Here is a 20,980-nt window from a genome sequence, read left to right as displayed (position 1 = left end):
GCATGTCTGGCGGCGGGCTGAAGGTGGGCGACCTCTACGTGGCGGTGACGGCCTCCATTGGCGAGGCCATGGCCAACCTCGCCAAGCTGGTGAAGGGCGTGGAGAAGGCCGCCAAGGAAGTGAAGGAAAAGGCGGGGGACCTCGGGGACATTGGCGCGGTGGTGGCGGCGGGACTCGCGGGCGCGGTGGTTGCCGCGTCCCAGTCCAATGCGGCCATGTCCCAGGAGGTGGAGCGGATTACCTCGCTGCTCTACACCCTGGCCGCCGACATTGGCGATGCGCTGATGCCGGTGGTGAAGCAAGTGGCGGATGGGCTGGAGAAGGTAGTGGCCAGCTTCCAGTCCCTCTCGCCCGAAGTGATGGCGAGCGCCCTGCACCTGGCTGTCTGGGTGGCGGGAGCGGGCCTTGCCTTGGGTGCCATCGGGAAGGTGGCGGGTGTCGTCGAGGCACTGGCCGCCGGGACGGGCCTGTTGCTGTCGGCCTTCAACGCGTTGAGCAAGTCCACGGCGCTGGCCTCGCTCGCGGGCAGCATGGACAAGGTGACGCAGTCCATGGGCGGCATGGTGGCCACCGCGCCCTCGGTGAAGAGCAGCCTCTCGCGGCTGGCCCTGTCGTTCGGGACGCTGCTGGTGCCGCTCGCCGCCGCCGCCGCTGCCATGGCCGGCATTGTGCTGCTCGCGGGCGCCGTCTACGCGGCCTGGGAGGACTCCAGCACGGGCCTCGCGGAGTTCTTCCGGGGCCTGGGCGAAAAGCTGGGGCAACTGGCGGCGCGGATTGCTGACGCCTTCGCCCGTGCCTTCGCGGCCCTCGGGGACTTCCTCGGGCGTGTCGCCGCGTCCATGCTGGAGCGGGTGGCGGCAATGGTGCGTGGCGTCTCGCGCTTGCTGGAGCCGGTAGCGAGGGCGGCGGGCTTCTCCCAGCTGGCGGACACGTTCGCGGCTGTCTCCACCCTCACGGGCCAACAGCTCCTCGAGACGCTGGGGCAGGGAGCCCAGCTGCTCTGGACGGGGGCGCGGGAGACGGCGGAAGCGGTGGGCGCGGCGGTGGCGGGTGCCGGACGGACGTTGGCCGAGGGCGCTTCCTTCGGGTTGGCCTCCAGCGCGGACGGGGCCAGGCGCCTGGGGGCAGATATCGCCCACGCGCTCAACCTGGAGCACTTCACCGAGGCGATTCAGGACCTCGTCGCGCAGCTGACGGGCGTCACCGCCTCCACCGGCAAGGCCCGCATCCGCCAGCCCACGGACAAGGCGGCCCTGGCGGCATCGGCCAAGGAAGAAGCCGCCAGGGCGCGCGAGCTGGGGAAGCTCCAGGAACAGGCCGCCGAGGAGTCGCACCGCGAGTTCATCGCCAGCATCCGCGCCGAGGAGGCCGCTGGGGCCGCCGCCTTCCGCGAGGTGCGCCGCGAGGCCGAGTCCCTGGCCGCCGCGGCCGAGGCCGCCATGCAGAGCGCCCGCGAGGGCCTCATGAATCGCCTCATTGGCGGACTGGGCGCCCTGGGGGACATCATCAACGCGGGCCTGCAAGGACTCCAGGCGGGTGGCGTGTATGGCGCCATCATCGCCGTGGTGTCGGAGCTGCTCATGCAGTCCGAGGGCTTCAAGGGCGTCATCGAAGCCACCAACGGAATCATCCAGCGGGTGGCCGATGCGCTGGGGACGCTCCTGGAGCCGCTCCAGCCCTTGCTGGGCGCCATCTCCCTCGTCGTCGACGGCTTCTTCTCCGCGCTGACGCCCGTCTTCGAGATGCTGGGGAACGCGATTCGGCCTCTCGCGCCGCTGCTCGTTGTCGTCGGGCAGTTGCTGGAGGGCCTCGCGCCGCTCTTCGAGCAGATGGGCAAGTTCTTCATCATGCTGATGGACCCGCTGGGCCAACTGGTGGGGCCCGTGCTGAAGGCCCTCTTCTCCGTGCTCAAGTTCGTGGCGACCGTGATTCTGGCCGTGGCGCGGGCGATTGGCTGGGTGTGGAACCTCATCGTCAGTGCGGTCCAGAAAGTCATCCACGCGTTGAGCAGCCTCATTTCCTGGACGGGCTTTGACGGACTGGCGCGCTTCGCTCGCAGCCTCGACGGGTTGAAGGTGGACACAGACGCCATGCGTGCCTCACAGGACGCCCTGGAGGGGACGACGTGGGAGTCGGCCATGGCACGGGCCGAGGAGACGGCTCGGGTGCGCGAGCACACGCAAGCGGTGTCGCGTGCCACCGAGGCGTTGACCAACGTGCCGTCGGCTTGGCGGCGCGCGCTTCGCACCTTCGAGTCGGAGGATGCCCAGGAGGGGCCGACGCGTCCGCCCACCCCGACGTCGCCCACGTCTCCCGTGCCCGAGGATGCACCAGGGGACGGGGAGCATCCGGCAACGCCCATTCAGGGAGGTGCGGCGCCGCAAGTCCTGCCCGTCGTACTGGAGCACTACGAGCGGATGCGGCGGCTGTTCGGCCTTGGCGCAGGAGCGACATCCCAGTCCGCGCCCATCACCTACAACATCGTCGGCTACGACATTGACGCCGCTATGGAACAGACGCGCCGCGATGAGGACCTGCGCCAGCAGCGCGCGGGCGTGCGCACCAGTGGCAGCCGCATCCGTCTGGCGTCCCGCTTCTCTCCCTTCTGAGAACTTCCACCATGCCCGCGCTCGCCCTCTCTGGAATCCCCTTGCCGGTGCTCACCGAGCGGGGCCTTACGTACACGCCCACGCTGCTGGGAGAACACCGACGTGCCTTCTCTGGGTGGCTTCGCACCAGCGAGCGGCGGGAAGTCCTCTCCTACGCGGGCAACACCGGGCCGCTCTCCCAGGAGGATGCCCGCGCATACCGGGGCCTGGTCAAAGGCGAGGGCGAGGTGTGGAACTTCGATGCGGGCATGCGGAGCAACTCGTTCCTTCTGCCGAGCGCCACCACGGGCACGGTGACGGCCGGTGTTGCGGGAGGGCGCTATGGCGCGTGCTTGCGCATGGCTGCCAACTCCAACGTCACGTTCCTGACGGGCGTGGGCGCGAAGTGGACGGTGGCCTACTGGTGGAAGCTGGAGGGACAAGCGACATGGACGCACTACATCCACCGCTCCGGGCACTTCATCTCCAGTGGAGGGCTCGTCGACTCCACCACGCCCAATAGCGGCGCGCTCGTCGTGGACGGGGCTGGAGCCCTGGCTGGGGGAGATGTGACGCTGCGAATCCTTGGCGGTTTTGGTGGCGGCATCGTCAACCCCACCAACGCGGCGTTGCTGGTGGATGACCTCGTCATCCTTCCGTGGGTGGCGCCTTCCTCGTGGGTAGCGCCCTGGTACGCGGCTGGCCAGCCCTTCGGCGCGCCGTACCCGTACCACGTGGCCTCGGGCTCGGCGCTGTACGAGCCACGCGTGGTGCTGGGCAAGGTGGGCCAGGGGCGCGCCGTGGAGTGGTGGCAGGGCGGTGCTCGCGTGCTGGGCCAGGAGTTCGACTACGAGTTGCAGGAGCGCTGACGCATGCGTCCTCTGTCTTCCTTCCAGGCGGCTCTCCTCACCAGCCCCACGGGCTACTCGACGCATCCGCGCGTCTGGGTCCGCGACGCTCAAGGCGTCTGGCTCAACCTGCAAACCCTCTTCGGCGTCGACTGGGTGCTGGGCGTGCGCATCAACGAGAAGCTGGACGCGCCCGTGGCCGAGGCCGAGGTGACCCTAGCGCGCGATGGGGCCGGTGGTGGGCGCATGTCCCTCTCGCCCCTGGTGGTGCAGTCGCTTGCTAACACCACCCAAGGCAGCTTCGCGCCGTTGCTCGCGGAGGCGGCCTACTTCCGCATCGAGCTGGGGCTGGCGGCGCCCGGAGGCGTGCCGAGGGAAGAGGACTACTTCGAGGTCATTCGAGGCCGCATTGACGAGGTGGACACGGGGCCCGAGGAGTTGAAGGTGGTGGGGCGCGACTTGGGTGGGCTACTCCAGGACACCGTCATCGAGGTTGAGCGCGAGTACGGCGACGACACCGCGGGCGCCCCCGTGCAGGCCATCATCCAGGCCATTTGTAACGACAACGGCATGGCCAGCTTCGGCCTCTACGTACCGGTGGACCCGCTCTCCCAACGGGGGCGGTACGCGCAGAAGGTGGAGCCTGTCCTCGAAGCTGTGCGCACGCTCGCGCAGCGAATCGGCTGGGACTGCCGCATGAAGTGGCGGGCCGCCACCGGGGCCTACGCGCTGACGCTCTACGCGCCGGACAGACTCCAGACAGCCGAGGAGTGGGCCTACGGCCCGGACGAGTATGGGGACCTCCCATCCGTGACGCGGCAGCTCGTGGACATGCGCACGGACGTCGAGGTGGTCTACAGCGACAGGGCGGACCTCGACGCGTCGGGAGTGCCGAAGCGCAAGAAGGTGACGGCCAGCAATCCCACGGCGCGGGCCCAGGTGGGGCGGCGGTGGATGCAGGTGGCCGAGGACGCTTCCAGCAACATCAACACGGGGGCCGAGGCGCAGCGCCTCGCGGATGCGGCGGTGGCGGACCTCTCCGTCTCTCCGCTCACGGTGAGCATGACGGTAGACCCCCACCCGGGCATGGAGCTGGGGGACCTGGTGCGCGTGGAGCCGGATGGCGTGCGGCTGGACACGGTGCACCGGCTCGCCGTGCAGGAACTGGAGCACGAATGCGCGACGGATGGCACCGCCCGCATGAAGCTGGTGCTGCGCGGGCAGCCCTCGACGTCGGTGCGCGAGTGGCTGGAGCGCGACGCGCGGCCCGGCATCGCCCCGAGCGCGCCGTTCACCGGCCCGGCTGCGCCCCAGCAGTTGAAGACAACGCCCATCGTCAACGGCTTCACCGTGGCGTGGACGCCCGCACCTTCCGGCCCGCGCTGGGACGAGTACGAGCTGCACGTTTCACGGGAGCCGGACTTCGTCCCTTCGGTGGACACCTTCCAGAAGCGTGCGCGAGCGACGTCCTTCCAGTTGTCCAACTTGAAGCCGGGTGTGACGTACTTCTGCCGGGTGGTGGGGCGTGATGCGAAAGGCAACGTCGGTGCGCCCTCGGAGGCGGTGCCCGTCACCACGGCCTACGTGACGCCCGCCACGTTGCTGCCCGGCGTGGCCTTCGGTGAGTCGCCACCCAACCCGGACTTCGAGGCGTGGAGCGTAGAGTCCTCGCCCCCGGACGCATGGGCCATGGGAGCGGGCCTGTGGGCCGGACATGCCCAGGTGACGGAGGATGCCTTCACCGGACAGCGCGCGGTGCGGCTGCTGGCGAGCGGGACGCGCCTCGACTCCCAGGCGATGATTGCCCGTCCCGGGGACAGGTACAGCGTGGACTCCCTGGCGAAGACAACGCAGCTGGGCACGGTGCTGGCCGTCCAACTCGTCTGGTACGACGGCGCCTTCAACGTCCTGTCCACGTCGAGCACCAGTCGCGCGTTGCCTGCCGGCGGATGGCAGCGCCTCACCGGCTTCCATGCCGCGCCGACAGGGACGCGTTACGTGCAGGTGCGCCTCTTCGTGCCGCTTACCACCGGAGAGCCTTGGGTTTACATCGACTCCGTGCGGCTGGAGCGCGTGGGCGGGCTCGTCGAGCCGTGGGTCGGCATCCGCACCGACCAGCTCAACGACTTGGAGAACGGGTGGACGCCCTGGGACGCCGCTGCGTGGCCGCTGGGCTACTACAAGAACAGCGACAACGAGGTGTCCATGCGCGGCGCCGTGCGCCCCGGGACGGTGGGCTACGTCACCGTCTACCGCCTACCAGCGGGCTACCGCCCCAGCAGTCCGCGAGTCCTCGCGCTTCCCACGAGCCATGGCTTGGGCATGGGCCAGCTCAACGTGGATGGCACGTTGCAGGTGTACGCGGTGCCTGCGGGGGCATCCTGGGTGAGCCTGGACGGAGTGCGCTTCCGCGCCGAGCAATAGGACGGTGGGCCACGGCTGGAAAGTGTCCCCATTGAAGAGAGGGAGGGCGGGAGCCGTGCGGCATGTCGCTGCGAGCCCCGCCCGAAAGGCTCACCATGCCCCGTCCCTCTTTGCTCCTGGTTGCTTCCCTCCTGCTTGCGTCTTCCGCCCTGGCCGCCGAGTCGCCCGGTGTTCCGGACCCGGACCGCATCGAGGAGTTCGCGCGCCTCGTGTTCGACGCGGTGACGTCGCGCAACTGGGCCCTCGTCGCGTCCCTCGCGGTGGTGGCTGTCGTCTACGCGCTGCGCCGCTTCGGCGGCACGCTCTTCCCGTGGCTCGCGTCCTCGCGCGCGGGGGCGGTGCTGGCGCTGCTGGTGGCCGTGGCTGGTGCCGTGGCCAATGCGCTGGTAGCGGGCGAGTCCTTCACCTGGACGCTGCTCCTGAAGGCCCTGGGCATCGGCCTGGGAGCTGCGGGTGGCTTCTCCGTGCTGAAGGCGCTCCTCTTCGGTGACGAGGCGGTGCGCAAGGCCGAGGATGCGGGAGAGCTGGCCGCCGGGGAGATTGCCGGCAAGGCGGCGGCGGTGGCCGTCCTGGAGCAGCTCCACAAGGGCCGAAAGCCGTGAGGTGGTTTGGCCTGGTGCTGGCCCTGGTGCTCGCGGGGCCGGTACGTGCCGAGGACGAGGTGCTGGACGTCACGCATGCCACCGTGACGCTCAAGGATGGGCGCGCCGTGGAAGTCTCCGAGGGGTGTTGGCTGTCCACGAGAGCGTGCCTCGACACGGCCCGAGAGGTGCGTCGCCTTCAGGTGGAGAACCAGGAGCTGCGCCAGCAGGCGGGAGACGCGCCTCTGGTGAAGGTGCTCGTGGCGCTCGCCCTTGGGGTGGGCCTGGGATTCACCGTGGCGAAGCTTGCCCGTTGAAGGCCGGAATCTAAAAAGTCCCTGAATCATGGACTTTTCAGGTGATTCCTGCCGAGAATCCTCGGGAGCGTCAGTGCATTGCCCCTCTTGCTCCCGAGGACTCATGCCTCCCTCCAAGGCCAGTGGCAGAACCTTCCCCAAGTCACGTCGTACGTCCTATCCCCCGACGCCAGATGCGCCCCAGCCCCTCTTCAGAGTGGGAGGCGTCCGGTACGAGGCAGTCCGCACGCTGGCCCACATGCAGACAGGGGACACGCTGCTGTTGGCCCACCGCTACGCGCAGGAGGAGACGCTTCCGGGCCTCTGCCTTGTGCGGCGTTTGCCGAGCCCTCCAACGTACGCGGAGCGTCGGCGTCTCTCGGATGAGATTCAGCTGGCCTTCCGCCTGAACCACCCCGGCATTGCCCAGGTTTTCCACCTGAAGATTCACCAGGACTCGCCCCACGTCGTCATGGAGTACGTGGACGGCCCTTCCTTGGAGACGCTGGTGAGCGCGGGCGTGGTGCGCGGCAAGCCTGTCTCGGAAGCCTTCGCCCTCTATTCGGGTGTCGAGCTGGCGGAAGCCCTGCACTACGCCCACACGTTGAAGGGGGAGGACGGCAAGCCGCTGGGCATCATCCACCGCGACGTCAATCCCCGGCATGTCTTCGTGGGTGCCCACGGGGAGGTGAAGCTGGCCAACTTCGGCGCGTCCTTTTCGCTGCTGGTGGGGCGCACCGAGTCGCCCGCGAGTCTGGTACGGGGCGACGTCGCCTATGCCTCGCCCGAGTACCTGGAGCGCGCCCCTCTGTCCCCGCGCTCCGACGTCTTCAGCCTGGGCGTGCTGCTCGTGGAGTTGCTGACGGGCACGCACCTCTTCGACGTCGAGGACGTGCCGTCACCGCCCGAGGGCATGCGCCGACTCGTCCCCGAGTACATTCCCTCCCTGCCACTGACGCAGATGAGGACGCTGCTCGCCAGCTTCGGTCCGGAGGACGTCGAGCGCGCGGTGAAGAGTCTGGCCCCGGACGTGAAGGCAATTCTGCACACCGCCTTGCGTGTCGTCCCCGAGGAGCGCTTCGCCACGGCGGCGGACATGCGTGACGTGCTGCGGGCGTCCTTGGCCAAGCGTCACCCAGGCTATGGGCGCCAGGACGCACTGGAGGATGTGCGCCGCGTCGTCGCGGAGGGCGGAGGCCAGCGCGAGATGGTGGAGTTCGGTGAGGTCGGCATCTATCCCGAGGGGTTGGAGGAGCACGAACTGCTCGCGCTCGCAAAGAAGGGCTAGCGCGACAGGGCGGTGGCCACGTGAACGAGGGCGTCGAGCTTCTCCTCGTCCAGCTTCCGCGCCAGAGAGAGAAGGCGGCGCAGCTCGGGTGTCTCCTCCTCACGAGGGGGAGTGCGCTGCGCCTTCTTGCCTGCTCCTGGTGGCGTCAGGCCCATCAGCACCTCGGGGGACACGTGCAACTCCGCGCAGAGTCGGAAGAGGGAGGGAACGCTGGGCAGCATCTTCCCGCGCTCCAATCGGTTGTAGACGGCATGCACGAGCCCCACGCGCTCGGCCACCTCGGCCCGTGTCAGCCCCAGCTTCTCGCGCGCCTCACGGGCCGCCACGCCGATGGTTACCGCGAGTTCTTCATTCATGTGCCTTCACCGAGGAGAGATGAGTTCGAGGATGGCTCTTACCCGAGCGTCGTCCAATTGGCGCACGTGGAAAAAGAGTCGACGTCGCGCTGGCGGGTCCTCGTCTGGAGGCAAGGCGGGCGAGTGGCCCATCAGCTCGTTGGGCGATGCGTTCAGCACCTCGCAGAGTCGGTGAAGCGTCGAGACGCTGGGCTGCATCTTCCCTCGCTCCAGGCGGTTGTAGACAGTGAGGACAATCCCCACGCGCCGGGCCACTTCGGCCTGTGTCAATCCCAGGCGTTTGCGAGCGACGCGAGCGGCGCAACCAATGACGATGGGGAGTGGTGAGGGGGAAGTGGGAAGGGACGTGGCTGCCTTCATCTCTCCTGTGTAGCCGAAAGCGACTCAGAATTGAATCCCTAGAGTCACGCGCCCAGCGTTGGACCTAGTACGTCCTGCGCTGCTCTGGCTTCGCGAGGATGGACTCCACGTTGGGTGATGCGTCTGGTAGCGTGCGCCGCCCGCTGGGAGGCAAGCGAATGCAAGCGAGTGACGCCGTAAGAGCCGGGAGAGCGACGCCATGAGGAACGGGCCGTCCCTCGCGATGCTGGCGCCCGGCTCCCAGGTGGTGGGCTACACGGTGGAGCGGCCCCTGGGCAGTGGTGGCTTTGGCGCCGTGTACCTCGCGCGGTGCGATGGGCAGCCCGCCGCATTGAAGCTCCTGGACTTGAAGCGGGTGGGAGAGCGGGTCGAGCGCGAAGTCTCCATCCTCCTTCGCCTCAATCACCCCAACGTGGTCGGCATTCTCGGCTTCGGGTTCTGGCCCACGGCGTCACCGGAGTTCGCCTTCATCGCGATGGAGTACGTGGAGGGGCGCCAGCTCGATGCGTGGGCCAGTGAGGAGAACCCTTCCGCCCGTCAGGTTGCCAGGGTGGTGCTGGACGTGGCGCGAGCATTGGAGGCGGCCCATGGAGCGGGTGCCCTTCATCGCGACGTCAAGGAGTCAAACATCATGGTCCGCACCTCGGATGGCGCGGCCAAGCTGGTGGATTTCGGCATAGGCGACTACGAGGGCGCGCGGGAAATTACCTCGGGCAACCTCCCTCCCGGGACACCGCAGTATCGCTCCCCGGAGGCGAGGATCCACATCCGGCAAAATAGAGGCGGTTCCCGGACCAGATTTGAACCCACGCCCTCGGACGACCTGTGGGCGTTGGGACTCGTTTTCTACGGGCTGCTCACTGCGCGCGTTCCTTTCGAGGGACCGGAGGACGACCTTCGCGACGAAGCCGTTATCGCCACCGTGCCGAGGACGCCGCGTGAGGTGAACGAGCGCGTGCCCGTGGCGCTGAGTGACGCGTGTATGAGGCTGATGGAGAAGACTCCCGCGACGCGGGTCCCCAGCGCGCAGGCCCTTCGCGTGGCACTGGAGGAGGTTCTTCGCGACGCGGACGCGGCGTGGGACGTGCCGCTCTGCGACTCCTACAGCGATGACTCGGCCACGACCGAGGGTGAGCGGGACACTCACGACAGGTGGCTGCACTCCCTCATTCAAAGGCCCCGGCGAGGCAAGCGTCCCCAGGTGGTAAGGCAAGAGCCCCCGCCAGCGTGCGAGGTACGAGCACCCGAGGAGCATGCTCCCAGGATGGAGCAGGTTCCGAGAACCGTGCGCCCCGCTTGGACCTGGGCAGCCATGGCCATGGCCGTGGTGCTCGTCGCGGTAGGGGCCCTGTGGAGCTGGTGGACGTCACGCGTAGAGGAGGCCGTACTGACCCGTCAGGAAGTAGCGCGCATTGGGAGTTCGTCTCAAGCTGCCCAGGCCGCAGCTCCCCCCACCGGAATGGAGGCCACCCCTGCGGTCGTCGCCGTTCCCGCGATGCTTCCCGAGGCTACAACTGTGAAGATGGAGAAGACCGAAACCCCGACGCCCCCGATGCCCCCGCGCAAGGGCACTGGCATCATGAGCAGGGCGATTGCCACGGCAGCCGCATGCACAGCACTGGGTTGCCCCGGCGCGCAGGTGCGTCCGCCCCCCCCTCCGGAGGAGTGTCCGCCCGGTGCCGTTGAGGCAATGGAGAAGTGGGGCGTCAAGGTGGAGGACCATTGGGGCGTCACCTTCCTTGTTAAGAAACCACAGATCATCACGGTGACTGATGGTCCGACTGAAATGCGGCTCGTCAGCAAATGGAAGCGCATTCCGGATGCGACATTCTCCGGGAGACTCACTGTGAGTGACCGCGTTTACGGCCGATTTACCCATGCGCGGACTCGCGATGGAACGAGCTTCCCTGTGTGCTTGGAACTCCTGTCGGAATCCTTGGTGAAGGGGCTGGAGAGAGAGCCGGGTAATGACAGCCCGACGTCAGCCCGTGTCTTTACGACAGGGGATGTCAGGGCGGTGGACGAGTTTGAGTGACGCGGCGTGCGCGACCTGCCGCATGAGGGAGTTCCAGACGGATGCAAGCAACATCATCGGTCGTTTTCCTTGGGCTCTTGCTCTTTGCTGGAGGTGCGGCGGCAGAGGGGAACATGGCCTCCGGCGGTGGTGTTCGGCGCATTGAGTTGGGGCCGGATGATTCCGGAGCATTGGTCGAGGTCGCTGTCAGCCCTGGTTTGTCCACAATGCTTCTCTTCGACTCTGAGCTGGCTCAAGATGGGGTCGAATTGGACGAGAAAGGGATATTCTCAATTGTCGACGTGGGCCGCATGACGATGAGGTTGGTCCCTTCTGCGAAAGTGATTCCCGGAGAGAAGTTTCGGGTTTCGGTGAGATTCCGTGATGGCGCAGCGCCTCCCGGAGCATCCTTCTCGTTGACCGTTCATCCTGCGCGCGCGGACACGGTTGTCGAGGTGTATCGGAACACAAGAACCGTCGAGTCATACCGGCAAGAGGCAAGCGAAGCACGCGCCGAGACACAGCGGTGCCAGGAGGAAAGCGCGCGCTTGGTCTCGGAAAATGGAGTCCCAGGGGGGCTAGTAGGCTTGCTCGCGATGGGCGGCATTGACGTGACTGGTGTGGCCGGGAAGATCGTGACCAAGACGATTTCTTCGGACTCGAAAAGTGCGCTCCAACCCTTCAAGGTGCAGAGCTACCGCTCGACGGGACGCGTAGCCCTTGAAGTCTTTCTGACAGGCCTCCGTGGAAATCAGCCATGGACTGCCAAAGGCGCTGCACTTCGCGGTCTCCCAGCAACTGAATTGAAAGTGCTCCGCCTATGGCAAGAGTCGCCTATCGCATCGGGTGGAGAGGGGCGCGTGGTGATTGAAGCAGAAGCTTCCGCCGAATCCGCACGCGGCCCCTTCTCGCTCAAGCTGTGGGAGGCCGATGGGCCGCGCACGGTGACGATTAGCAACGTGACCTTCCCCTGAGCGGACTTCGGGGCATGTCGGGATGACGTTGTAAGATTCCGCCGCGCAGTCGGTTCCCAGCCGTTTGTCAGATGGGAATGCCAGCATTCAACCCACTTGCCTTCCTTGGAGAGAGGCATGGGGGTGAAGAATGCGTGCTGTCCGCTGGATACTGTGCGCCGTTCTCTTCGTAACGGGATGCTCTGGAGTTGAACCCTCGACTCGCAGGGGCACTTTCCAGCAGCGCTCCGCACTGCTCGGGGAGGGGGGCGCAGAGGCTCGGCATCCCCGAGGACAGCGAAGCGATGCGTTCGACACGCTGCTTCGCGACGCGGGGCTGGAGGACCAAGACGCGCGTCCCGTGGTTGGCAGTTCGCTCACGCCGACACACGCCGCGCGTCTGCTGGAGGCGCTGACGGGCAAGGACGTGACGCTGGGGCAGTTCCCGGCACGCGTCGCGGTGGGCTTCATGCTGCGCGAGGTGCTCGCCGCGGGCGAAGTGTCGCGCGCCGAGCTGGTGCGGCGAGTCGGGCGCTTCACTCAACTGGCGGTCCTCCGTCCTGACGGTTGCCTCGCGTGGGTGCGCAGCGGACAGACCCAGCAGCGCGCGGGCGCCGTGGAGTGGAAGGCCGGTGCCTTTCGGGCGGGCCAGTTCGAGCTGGGCGTCTTCTACTCGGGCAAGGGCGGTGTCTTCCGACAACTGAACGCGCGGTTGGAGGAGACCGGAGGAGGCGCCTTCGCGGACGTCCACGACGATGCCGACTACCTGAGTCGCACGCTGGACGGAGCTGAAGAGGCTTTCGTCGGGCTGGCGCTGGCGGTGGGGCAGCTCCTCTCCACGTCCCCAGCAGACAACCTCGCGGCGCTGCGACACATGCCTGCCGCCGTGGCGGCGCTGCTGGCATCGTCGCCCGAGTACCTGGAGCGATTCCAGTACATGACGCGCGGCGAGCAGGTGCAGGCCGTCTCCAAGCTGGTGACGAACCTCATCGCCACCTGGGGCACGGCGTCTGCCGCAACCCGCACGCTGCAAGGTGCGACGTTCGCTACGGCCGAGGTGCCGGTGCTGTCGCTGTCCGCCGAGGGCGCACTCGCCATGGGGCACGTCGCGGTTCCGGTGGGGCGAGCGGCGGCGGTACTGAGCGGTGGGCCTGGAGCGGCAATCATCCTCCAGAGGGCGAGGGGGGCCTCGCTGTCGAAGGGGCCTGGCCAGTGGGGACCTGCCCAAGAGTCCATGTCCCCCCGTGCGCGGCGCTACCAGGAACAAATCACGGGCCATACCTCCGACGAGGCATACTGGGTCGGAGGCGTGGGCAAAGGTAGTGGAGGCGTGAAGTTCGATGGGTACGAGAAGCGCGTGCTGCTGGAGGCGAAGGGACCGGGCTATGCCAAGTTCTTCGAGGGGCTCGACCCGAAGCGCTGGTTCAAGAACTCAGGGGCGGAGGCGCTCATCCAGCAGGCCCAAAGACAGGTCGAAAAGGCGCCTTCGGGTGTGCCGATTCGTTGGCACGTTGCGGAGAAGCAAGCCGCCGATGCCATTCGGCAGCTCCTGCGAGGCCGAAACATAGATGAAATCGAGGTTGTCTTTACGCCCCCTCTCCCATGAGGAGACGCAGACCGTGAACGAAACTTACTACTTGGGAACTTACTGGGGGGCTCGCAAGGAACTGGCGGGGGAATGCGCTGTGCGCACAGGGACGTTGCTCTCGATGCTCCCCACTGTTGACCCCTCGTTTGCCCGATGGTTCCAGCAGGGCAAGTCACGAACTGATGCGCTTCGGCGTTCTATTGAGCCGAATGTGCAGGACCTGGAGCGGTTGATTAGTCGCGGCAAGGACCGCGTGATTGAGAACCTGGGGTTTCGCTTCCGTGGCTGGAACGGAGTTCTCGATGAACGTGATGCCAGCAGTTTTGACGTGACGTGCGGGGGCCGTTCGGTACGAGTCAGCAACTTCTGGTTGTTCGATTTGCCCATCCAAGGAGCGAATGCAGGCCGCGTGCTCACGGGAGATGTCCTTGCCTCATTGATGCGAGTGACCGCCACGTCCTGGGAGCCTGATTGGGGCGTGGCCATGTCGCACTCCCATCGGGACATGGTCGAGCCTCGGCGCGTCCCGAAGTCACCCTACGTCGGATGGGTAACGTACCTCGCGCGTCATCGCGGCACGGTGCCTCCCCTTCCCTCCCCAGTGCGTGTCGAGTCAGTGGAGGACAAGGGCACGCTGATTGTCCTCACTCCCGAGCGCTTCACTGTGAGCAATCCGGAGCACGTAGCGCTGGCCGAGCGGGTGCGAGAACTGCTGGACCGAGCGGGGCTGTTGAAGCCGCTCCAGGCCCAACCGTAGGAACAAGAGCGGCCGAGTCATCCGCTGCTCGGCCCCTCTCGAAGCGGGTTGAAGACGGTCTCCGTCAGGCCCCGCCATGTTGCACGTATGTCGCATGACTCTGCGGAACGCGCTGGAACATGGCGGGACGAAGGGGACTGTGGCGGGACGTCGAAGCCGAAGCATCTCGGGCAGTTGCGGGGTAAGGGCGCGATTCTGCTGGGTATGCGCACTGCCCGGCTGCGGGTTCGATTCCTGCCAGGGCCATCCGCAGCATGCACGCCGAGCCAGCGGGTGACGGCATCGGTCTGACGTACCGACTTCGCCGGGTTCGACTCCCGGGGCGTGCACTCTCGATGCAAGCAGGGCGCGGGGAAATCCGCCTCCGCGTTGAGTCATTCATCCGGTTGTGGCAAGGAAGGGCCTGCCCGCCATGGATGAGTCCCCTTCGAACCTCGTAGATGTCTGCCTTTGCCTCGCGGCCCACCCAGGGCCGTGTCGGGCAGGGCACGTCCGTGTTGTTCCTGGGCCGTGCGCCGGAGCGGGTGAGCCATGAGCCCCGTCACGCTGCAAATCAACCTGGCGCCCACGGACCATCCGCACGCGCGGCTCATCCTGCCGCACCAGCTCCGTCAGCTCGGTCCCTCCGTGCAGGAAATCCTGCTGGTGCTGGACCTGCACCGCAGTCAGGGCAGTCGCTTCGCCGAGGCGTGGCTGGAGCGGAAGCCGAAGATGGAGGCGCTGCTCGGGGAGCTGCGCGCCGCCGACCCTCGGGTGCGCGTGGTGGAGGTGGACTACTCGCCCGCCACCACCCAGGCCCTCTCCGAACGGTTCTTCGGCGGTACTCGCCTGCCGATGAAGGATTCGCGCGGCGGCCCCTATCACTCCTATTTCTTCGGTGTGGTCCAGGCAGCGCACCGGCATGTCCTGCACCTGGACGCGGACATGCTCATCGGCGGTGGCTCGCGGACGTGGGTGACCGAGGCCGCGGAGCAGCTCGCCGCGCGTGAGGAGCTGGTGAGCTGCAGTCCGCTCTCGGGTCCTCCCAGGACGGATGGCACCATCGGCGTGGATGCCCGCTGGTATGAGCCGGATGGCGCACCGCGGGCCTTCCGCTTCCGCCGCTTCAGCAGCCGCGTCTTCCTGGTGGACCGCGACGCCATGACGCGGCGCCTGGGCCCGCTGCGCGCGAGGCTGGCACCGCCCATCCACGTCCTGCGAGCGCTGCGCGCCGGCAATCCGCCCTACCGGGAGCCGGAGAACCTCGTCACCCGGACCATGGCGAGCAAGGGACTGTGGCGGCTGGACTTCCTGGGGACCGGGCCCGGACTGTGGACGTTGCATCCCCAGTACCGCTCACCCACGTTCTACGCGCGACTGCCGGAGCTCATCGCCCGGGTGGAGTCCGGCGACATGCCCGACGCCCAGCGGGGGCAGGAGAACGTGCACGACAGCCTGGTGGACTGGTCCGACGTCCGCGCGGCGCGCAAGCGCTGGTGGCATCGCAAGTAGGAGGAAGCTCACCCGCTCGCGGCGGCGCGCTCCGTGACGCGAGCCAGCGCGGGCATCGCGTCCGGCCGGTCCCACACGACGAAGTGGCTGCACCCGTCCAGCTTCACCACGTTGAGCTCGGGCATGCCGCGCTGAGCGCTCTCCAGCATGGAGGAGGACTCCAGCACCCGGTCCTTGCCCGGGACGAGCACGGTGCCTCGCCGCACGTTCCGGAACACCGACGCGTCACGCTCCCGGCTCCATGCGCCGATATCCAGCAGGTTGGCCACCATGGTCGACACCCGCTTCGGGTTGAAGGGGAAGGCCATGATGAGCTCCCGCTTGCGCGAGTCCTCCAGCGGCCCCCAGGCGCCCCGGTTGTGGCGGGCGATGGGTGCACGCCGCCACAGGGGGATGAGGAAGGGCAGCAGCCAGAGCTGTGCGCGCGACAGGCTCGTGTAGGGCCGCGCCTGCGGGAGCACGGGCGCCTCCAGCACCACCTCCACGCGCTCGAACAAGTCAGGCCGCTGCTTCGCGGCCTCCAGGACGACCGCGCCACCGCGCGAGTGCCCATGGACCCGCACCTGGTCCGTCTTCGGCAGGTGCTCCAGCGCCTGCACCAGCACCGCGGCGTCGTGGGCGATGGTGCCCTCCGGCGCCGTCGGGACTTTCGCCCAGGGGGCGGGTTGCTCACGAGGCGCGGTGATGGGCAGGTGGTAGTCGCAGCTCGTCACCAGGATGAGCTGGATGTCGGCTTCGCCGTAGTGGCGGGTGAAGTAGCGCATGTCCGCCACGAAGCCGTGCATGCCGATGACCGTGGCGCGGGGCTGCTCGCAGCGTCGCTCGGCGATGACCGCCTTGCCGACCCGGTAGACGTGCCCGTCGAAGGGCTCGCTCGGGCTGGGCGCGCCCTCCCTGCGCAGCAACCACTGCCGCAGGGCGAGCACGAAGACGGTGATACCAGCAAGGACTCCGAAGACCACGTACATGCATGCTCCCAAGGCGGGACGGTGCCGGCGCCTCGCGGGGACGGCTCAGCTCGCCTCGCGCATCATATTGCGAGCGATGACCAGTTGCTGGATTTGACTGGTGCCTTCGTAGAGCCTGAAGAGGCGCACATCGCGATAGAAGCGTTCGATGCCGTAATCCGCGATGTAGCCCGCCCCACCGAAAATCTGCACCGCGCGGTCCGCGACGCGTCCCACCATCTCGCTCGCGAACAGTTTGCAGCAGGAGGCCTCGGTGCTGATGTTCTGCCCCTGGTCCCTGCGCAGGGCCGCGTCCAGCACCATGCACCGGGCCGCGTAGGCCTCCATGCGGCTGTCGGCCAGCATCGCCTGGATGAGCTGGAACTCCGCGATGGGCTTGCCGAACTGCTCGCGCTCCATCGCGTAGCGGAGGCTCTCGCGGATGAGGCGCTCGGAGACGCCGACACAGACGGCCGCGATGTGGAGCCGGCCCCTGTCCAGCACCTTCATCGCCGTCTTGAAGCCCTGTCCCTCCACGCCGCCGAGCAGCTGCGTCGCCGGGACGCGACAGTCCTCGAACAGCACGTCGGCGGTGTGGGTGCCCTTCTGGCCCATCTTCCGGTCGGCGGGGCCGATGTGCAGCCCCGGCGTGCCCGCTTCGACGAGGAACGCGGAGATGCCACTCGCGCCCTTCTCGTCGGGGTTGGTGCGCGCCATCACCGTGAACAGCCCGGCCTCCGGCGCGTTGGTGATGAAGCGCTTGGTGCCATTGAGCACGTAGACGTCACCGTCGCGCCGGGCCGTGGTCCTCAGAGACGAGGCATCCGAGCCGGCGTTCGGCTCCGTCAGCGCGAAGGCGCCGACAATCTCGCCCGAGGCCAGCCGGGGCAGGTACTTGTTCTTCTGCTCCTCCGTGCCGTCCAGGACGATTCCCTGCGAACCGATGCCGTTGTTGGTGCCGATGAGCGAGCGGAACGCGGGCGACGTCTGACCGAGCACGAAGGCCACCCGCACCTCCTGGCTCATGTTCAGCCCGATGCCGCCGTACTCCACGGGGGTGGACAGGCCGAACAGGCCCAGCCCACGCATCTCCATGATGATGTCGGCGGGAATGGCGTCCTCGTCCGCGACGCGATGCTCGTTGGGAATCAAGCGCTCCTTCACGAAGCGCTCGAGCATGGTGAGCAGCGGGTCCAGGGTGTCGTCCTCGCGCATCATGGGCAGGGGATTCCTTGTCAGCGATTCTGGAGGGCCGCTTCGACGCTGCGGACGAGGTTCACCAGGCGGGGCCCGATATCCAGGAGCAGTCGTTGGCGCGGGAGGAGGAAGGACGGGCCGCCACAGTTGAAGGCCAGCAAGCCGCTGCCATCCGGAGCGATGAAGGGCACTCCCACGGCGTTGACGTCCTTGTCCCAGTCGCCGACGGAGAGCGTGAAGCCGTGGGTGCGGTACTCCTCGAGCGCCTTCTCGATGCTGGCCTGGAGGCGCGGCCACTTCTCCGGCTCCCGCTTCGCCATGTGGTCCATGAAGTAGCGGCGCTCGCCCTCTGGTAGCGCGACGAGCAGCGCGCGCCCCATGGCCGTGGTGGCCAGCGGAAGCCGTGAGCCGATGTCGAGCCGCAGCGTCACCGCCGCCGTGGAGCGACAGTGCTCCACGTACACGACATTCAAACGGTCTCGGCTGCCCAGGGACACGGGGACGTTGGCGTAGTCCGCCAGGTCCTGCATCAGGGGCCGCGCCACGTCGCGCACCCCCATGTTGGACAGCGCCGCGAAGCCCAATGCCAGCACACGGGTGCCGAGCTGGTACTTGCCCAGTCGCTGGGAATACGTGAGGTAGCCCAGCCGCGTCAGCGTGTGCGTGAGCCGGGAGATGGTGGGCTTGGGCAGCCCCGTGCTCGCCGCGAGCTCCTGGTTGCCGAGCATGGGGCGCTGAGGCGTGAAGGCGCGCAGGATTTCCAGCCCCCGCGCGAGCGCCGTCACGAACTGACGGTCCTTCACTTCTTCTTCGCCCACCTGCTCCAGCGACTCCACGTAGGGGGCACCAACGTCATTGGGAGGAGATGAGAGGGCTGAGAAGCGTCGCATGGCGGTCCTGAAAGTGCGGGATTGCCTTCACGATAAACAGACAGTACAAATGGGTCAAGGTTTGCGAAATTCAATTCCGCACAGCGAAATTGATGGAGACCGGCCCATGGCTCAAGTGCTCGTTGAGAAGCCCGAGGAAGGCGTCGCATTGGTGCGACTCCACCGCCCCGAGGTTCGCAATGCATTGGGATTGGAGCTGCGCCAGGAGCTGGCTGCCTGCTTCCTGGAGCTGGGAGCGGACACGGCCGTCCGCTGTATCGTCCTGACGGGCGGTCCGGAGTTCTTCGCGGCGGGCGCGGACCTGCGGGCGCTGGCGGAGGCGACGCCGGTGGAGCTCTTGCTCCGAGACACACATCGGCTCTGGCAGTCCTTGGTGGAGTGCCCCAGCCCGGTCATCGCCGCGGTGAATGGCTTTGCGCTCGGGGGTGGGTGTGAGCTGGCCATGCACGCGGACATGATTGTCGCGGGCGAGGGTGCCAGCTTTGGCCAGCCGGAGATTCGCGTCGGCATCATGCCGGGAGCGGGCGGCACGCAACGCCTGACGCGGGCGGTGGGGAAGTTCAAGGCGATGAAGCTGCTGCTCACCGGTGAGCCGATGACGGCCCGGGAAGCGGAGGCGATGGGGCTCGTCACGGAAGTGGTTCCGGACGGCGAGGTGTTGGAGCGGGCGCTGGCGCTCGCGCGCAAGGTGGCGCGCATGCCGCCCTTGGCCGTGCGGCAAATCAAGGAGGTCGTCCTCGCGGGCCAGGATGCGTCGCTGTCGGAGGCGCTCTTGCTGGAGCGCAAGGCGTTCCAGCTCCTCTTCGCGACCCGGGACCAGAAGGAAGGCATGCGGGCCTTCCTGGACAAGCGCAAGCCCGCCTTCGAGGGACGCTGACATGGTCGATGTCCAAGCCCCCTCGCTCACGCTGGGTCTGGTCGGCACGGGTGTCATGGGGCGCGGCATCGCCCAGCTCGCCGCGCAGGCCGGAATCACGGTGCGCCTGTTCGACGCGCGTCCCCAGGCCGCGGAAGAAGCCCGCACGAGCGTCGCGTCGATGTTCGACTCGCTGGTGACGAAGGGCCGTTTGTCGCCGGATGCGGCTCGAGCGGCGACGTCCCGATTGGAGCCCGTTCCCTGCGAGGCGTCGCTCGCGGGCTGTGACGTGGTCGTGGAGGCCATCGTCGAGGACCTCCGGGTGAAGCAGGAGCTGTTCACGCGCCTGGAGGGAATCGTCGGCCCCGGCTGCCTCCTGGCCACGAACACCTCGTCGTTGTCGGTGACGGCCATCGCCTCCGTCTGCGAGCGCCCGGGTCGGGTCGGAGGCTTCCACTTCTTCAACCCCGTGCCGTTGATGAAGGTGGTGGAGGTCATCGAGGGCGCGCGCACGGAGCCGTGGGTAGGCGAGGCTCTCGTGGCGCTGGCCCATCGTCTGGGGCACCGGCCAGTGCGCGCGGCGGACACGCCGGGCTTCATCGTCAATCACGCGGGACGCGGCTTCGGCACGGAGGCGCTGCGCATCCTCCAGGAAGGTGTCGCTTCTTTCGCGGACATCGACCGGGTGCTGCGCGAGGCGGCGGGGTTCCGGATGGGGCCCTTCGAGCTGCTGGATTTGACGGGGCTCGACGTCTCCCACCCGGTGATGGAGTCCGTCTACGAGCAGTTCTACCAGGAGCCGCGCTTCCGTCCGTCGTACGTCCTGAGGCAGCGACTCACGGCGGGACTGCTCGGACGCAAGAGCGGGCGGGGCTTCTACTCCCACGAAGGCGGCAAGCCCCGCGTCGAGCCGGAGCCCGCGATTCCCTCGGGCGAGCGTCGGCCGGTGTGGGTCGCCGCCGATGAGCCCGCCTGGCGGGATGCCTTGTTGTCCCTGGTGCGTGCGGCGGGTTGGTTCCCGGATGACGGTGAGCAGCCCTCTCCGGAGTCACTGTGTCTGGTGGCCCCACTGGGGAGGGATGCGACGACCACGGCGCTGGCACTGGAGGTCGACCCCGAGCGCACCGTGGCCGTGGACCTCTTGTTCGGTCCGGAGCGCCGCCGCACGGTGATGACGACGCCGGTGACACGGCGGCCGTTCCTGGACTCGGCGCTGTCGCTGCTCGCGGCGGATGGCACTCCGGTGTCGCGCATCCACGACAGCACGGGCTTCGTCTCACAGCGGGTGCTCGCCACGGTCGTCAACATCGCCTGCGACATCGCGCAGCAGCGCATCGCCAGTCCCGAGGACATCGATGCCGCGGTGACGCTGGGGCTTGGCTATCCCTTAGGCCCGCTGTCCTGGGGCGACGCGCTCGGGCCCCGCAGGCTGCTGAAGGTGTTGGAGGCCATCCACTCCGCCTCGGGTGACCCTCGCTATCGCGCCAGTCCGTGGTTGTCCCGCCGAGCCCGACTCGGCGTCTCCCTCCTCACTCCGGAGAACTGA

At 67.7% G+C, this 20,980-nt stretch carries 19 protein-coding genes and 1 tRNA gene; 15 read left to right on the top strand and 5 right to left on the bottom strand.

Going from position 1 to position 20,980, the window contains the following annotated elements:
- Positions 1-2 precede the first annotated feature (2 nt).
- From HUW62_RS05280 to HUW62_RS05255, 6 genes are all read left to right on the top strand, one after another.
- Positions 3-2,609, top strand: a complete 2,607-nt coding sequence (locus HUW62_RS05280; RefSeq protein WP_176433756.1) for a hypothetical protein — start codon at positions 3-5, stop codon at positions 2,607-2,609.
- 11 nt (positions 2,610-2,620) lie between these two features.
- Positions 2,621-3,457 (top strand): hypothetical protein, encoded by an 837-nt coding sequence (locus HUW62_RS05275; protein WP_176433755.1) that lies wholly within the window; start codon positions 2,621-2,623, stop codon positions 3,455-3,457.
- A 3-nt stretch (positions 3,458-3,460) separates the two neighbouring features.
- Positions 3,461-5,860 carry a fibronectin type III domain-containing protein gene (locus HUW62_RS05270; protein WP_176433754.1) on the top strand — a complete coding sequence of 800 codons (2,400 nt, stop codon included), beginning with the start codon at positions 3,461-3,463 and terminating at the stop codon, positions 5,858-5,860.
- 95 nt (positions 5,861-5,955) lie between these two features.
- Positions 5,956-6,462: a hypothetical protein gene (locus HUW62_RS05265; protein WP_255203238.1), complete on the top strand. Its 507-nt coding sequence runs from the start codon at positions 5,956-5,958 to the stop codon at positions 6,460-6,462.
- The gene (locus HUW62_RS05260; protein WP_176433753.1) at positions 6,459-6,758 is read left to right on the top strand and encodes a hypothetical protein; all 300 of its coding nucleotides are present in this window, start codon (positions 6,459-6,461) and stop codon (positions 6,756-6,758) included. The genes HUW62_RS05265 and HUW62_RS05260 overlap by 4 nt, the downstream gene beginning before the upstream one ends.
- A gap of 103 nt (positions 6,759-6,861) precedes the next feature.
- Entirely contained in the window at positions 6,862-8,025 is a 1,164-nt protein-coding gene (locus tag HUW62_RS05255; protein WP_176433752.1) for a serine/threonine-protein kinase, read from the top strand.
- On the opposite strand, the gene HUW62_RS05250 is transcribed toward HUW62_RS05255, so the two are convergent.
- Positions 8,022-8,381 (bottom strand): helix-turn-helix transcriptional regulator, encoded by a 360-nt coding sequence (locus HUW62_RS05250; RefSeq protein ID WP_176433751.1) that lies wholly within the window; start codon positions 8,379-8,381, stop codon positions 8,022-8,024. The two genes, HUW62_RS05255 and HUW62_RS05250, sit on opposite strands and share 4 nt — an antisense overlap.
- A gap of 6 nt (positions 8,382-8,387) precedes the next feature.
- Positions 8,388-8,741: a helix-turn-helix transcriptional regulator gene (locus HUW62_RS05245; protein WP_176433750.1), complete on the bottom strand. Its 354-nt coding sequence runs from the start codon at positions 8,739-8,741 to the stop codon at positions 8,388-8,390.
- Here HUW62_RS05245 and HUW62_RS49855 point away from each other — a divergent pair.
- The 7 genes from HUW62_RS49855 (at position 8,702) to HUW62_RS05210 (ending at position 15,544) form a co-directional block, all read left to right on the top strand.
- Entirely contained in the window at positions 8,702-8,809 is a 108-nt protein-coding gene (locus HUW62_RS49855; RefSeq protein WP_368670341.1) for a hypothetical protein, read from the top strand. The genes HUW62_RS05245 and HUW62_RS49855 overlap by 40 nt on opposite strands.
- A 131-nt stretch (positions 8,810-8,940) precedes the next feature.
- Positions 8,941-10,776, top strand: coding sequence for a serine/threonine-protein kinase (locus HUW62_RS05235; RefSeq protein ID WP_176433748.1), 1,836 nt, complete (start codon positions 8,941-8,943; stop codon positions 10,774-10,776).
- A gap of 41 nt (positions 10,777-10,817) precedes the next feature.
- Positions 10,818-11,729 carry a DUF2381 family protein gene (locus HUW62_RS05230; RefSeq protein ID WP_176433747.1) on the top strand — a complete coding sequence of 304 codons (912 nt, stop codon included), beginning with the start codon at positions 10,818-10,820 and terminating at the stop codon, positions 11,727-11,729.
- Between the two features lie 340 nt (positions 11,730-12,069).
- The gene (locus HUW62_RS05225) at positions 12,070-13,314 is read left to right on the top strand and encodes a Tox-REase-5 domain-containing protein (RefSeq protein WP_368670340.1); all 1,245 of its coding nucleotides are present in this window, start codon (positions 12,070-12,072) and stop codon (positions 13,312-13,314) included.
- Positions 13,315-13,327: 13 nt separating this feature from the next.
- On the top strand, positions 13,328-14,053 hold the full coding sequence (locus HUW62_RS05220) for an immunity 52 family protein (protein WP_368670339.1): 726 nt from the start codon (positions 13,328-13,330) through the stop codon (positions 14,051-14,053).
- A gap of 256 nt (positions 14,054-14,309) precedes the next feature.
- A tRNA-Val gene (locus tag HUW62_RS05215) sits at positions 14,310-14,382 on the top strand.
- A gap of 202 nt (positions 14,383-14,584) precedes the next feature.
- A complete protein-coding gene (locus HUW62_RS05210) occupies positions 14,585-15,544 on the top strand; it encodes a hypothetical protein (protein ID WP_176433745.1) in 960 nt (319 codons plus the stop codon).
- 8 nt (positions 15,545-15,552) lie between these two features.
- On the opposite strand, the gene HUW62_RS05205 is transcribed toward HUW62_RS05210, so the two are convergent.
- From HUW62_RS05205 to HUW62_RS05195, 3 genes are read right to left on the bottom strand one after another with little or no spacing between them, the layout of a single operon-like run.
- A complete protein-coding gene (locus HUW62_RS05205; protein ID WP_176433744.1) occupies positions 15,553-16,512 on the bottom strand; it encodes an alpha/beta fold hydrolase in 960 nt (319 codons plus the stop codon).
- Positions 16,513-16,557: 45 nt separating this feature from the next.
- On the bottom strand, positions 16,558-17,709 hold the full coding sequence (locus HUW62_RS05200) for an acyl-CoA dehydrogenase family protein (RefSeq protein WP_163863767.1): 1,152 nt from the start codon (positions 17,707-17,709) through the stop codon (positions 16,558-16,560).
- A gap of 17 nt (positions 17,710-17,726) precedes the next feature.
- Complete coding sequence (locus tag HUW62_RS05195; protein ID WP_163863766.1) at positions 17,727-18,578, bottom strand: IclR family transcriptional regulator; 852 nt, start codon at positions 18,576-18,578, stop codon at positions 17,727-17,729.
- A gap of 106 nt (positions 18,579-18,684) precedes the next feature.
- On the opposite strand from HUW62_RS05195, the gene HUW62_RS05190 reads away from it, so the two are divergent.
- Positions 18,685-19,455: an enoyl-CoA hydratase gene (locus HUW62_RS05190; protein WP_163863765.1), complete on the top strand. Its 771-nt coding sequence runs from the start codon at positions 18,685-18,687 to the stop codon at positions 19,453-19,455.
- 1 nt (position 19,456) lies between these two features.
- Entirely contained in the window at positions 19,457-20,980 is a 1,524-nt protein-coding gene (locus tag HUW62_RS05185) for a 3-hydroxyacyl-CoA dehydrogenase (protein WP_163863764.1), read from the top strand.

Source organism: Myxococcus sp. AM011, assembly GCF_013372595.1.
In the GTDB taxonomy this organism is placed as follows: Bacteria; Myxococcota; Myxococcia; order Myxococcales; family Myxococcaceae; genus Myxococcus; species Myxococcus eversor.
This window is presented reverse-complemented; position numbering and strand designations above follow the sequence as displayed.

Excerpts from the sequence above, each read along its gene's own strand:
- HUW62_RS05280 (WP_176433756.1), top strand. The coding sequence starts at position 3 with ATGTCTGGCGGCGGGCTGAAGGTGGGCGACCTCTACGTGGCGGTGACG.
- HUW62_RS05275 (WP_176433755.1), top strand. The coding sequence starts at position 2,621 with ATGCCCGCGCTCGCCCTCTCTGGAATCCCCTTGCCGGTGCTCACCGAG.
- HUW62_RS05270 (WP_176433754.1), top strand. The coding sequence starts at position 3,461 with ATGCGTCCTCTGTCTTCCTTCCAGGCGGCTCTCCTCACCAGCCCCACG.
- HUW62_RS05265 (WP_255203238.1), top strand. The coding sequence starts at position 5,956 with ATGCCCCGTCCCTCTTTGCTCCTGGTTGCTTCCCTCCTGCTTGCGTCT.
- HUW62_RS05255 (WP_176433752.1), top strand. The coding sequence starts at position 6,862 with ATGCCTCCCTCCAAGGCCAGTGGCAGAACCTTCCCCAAGTCACGTCGT.
- HUW62_RS05250 (WP_176433751.1), bottom strand. The coding sequence starts at position 8,381 with ATGAATGAAGAACTCGCGGTAACCATCGGCGTGGCGGCCCGTGAGGCG.
- HUW62_RS05245 (WP_176433750.1), bottom strand. The coding sequence starts at position 8,741 with ATGAAGGCAGCCACGTCCCTTCCCACTTCCCCCTCACCACTCCCCATC.
- HUW62_RS05235 (WP_176433748.1), top strand. The coding sequence starts at position 8,941 with ATGAGGAACGGGCCGTCCCTCGCGATGCTGGCGCCCGGCTCCCAGGTG.
- HUW62_RS05230 (WP_176433747.1), top strand. The coding sequence starts at position 10,818 with ATGCAAGCAACATCATCGGTCGTTTTCCTTGGGCTCTTGCTCTTTGCT.
- HUW62_RS05210 (WP_176433745.1), top strand. The coding sequence starts at position 14,585 with ATGAGCCCCGTCACGCTGCAAATCAACCTGGCGCCCACGGACCATCCG.
- HUW62_RS05205 (WP_176433744.1), bottom strand. The coding sequence starts at position 16,512 with ATGTACGTGGTCTTCGGAGTCCTTGCTGGTATCACCGTCTTCGTGCTC.
- HUW62_RS05200 (WP_163863767.1), bottom strand. The coding sequence starts at position 17,709 with ATGATGCGCGAGGACGACACCCTGGACCCGCTGCTCACCATGCTCGAG.
- HUW62_RS05195 (WP_163863766.1), bottom strand. The coding sequence starts at position 18,578 with ATGCGACGCTTCTCAGCCCTCTCATCTCCTCCCAATGACGTTGGTGCC.
- HUW62_RS05190 (WP_163863765.1), top strand. The coding sequence starts at position 18,685 with ATGGCTCAAGTGCTCGTTGAGAAGCCCGAGGAAGGCGTCGCATTGGTG.
- HUW62_RS05185 (WP_163863764.1), top strand. The coding sequence starts at position 19,457 with ATGGTCGATGTCCAAGCCCCCTCGCTCACGCTGGGTCTGGTCGGCACG.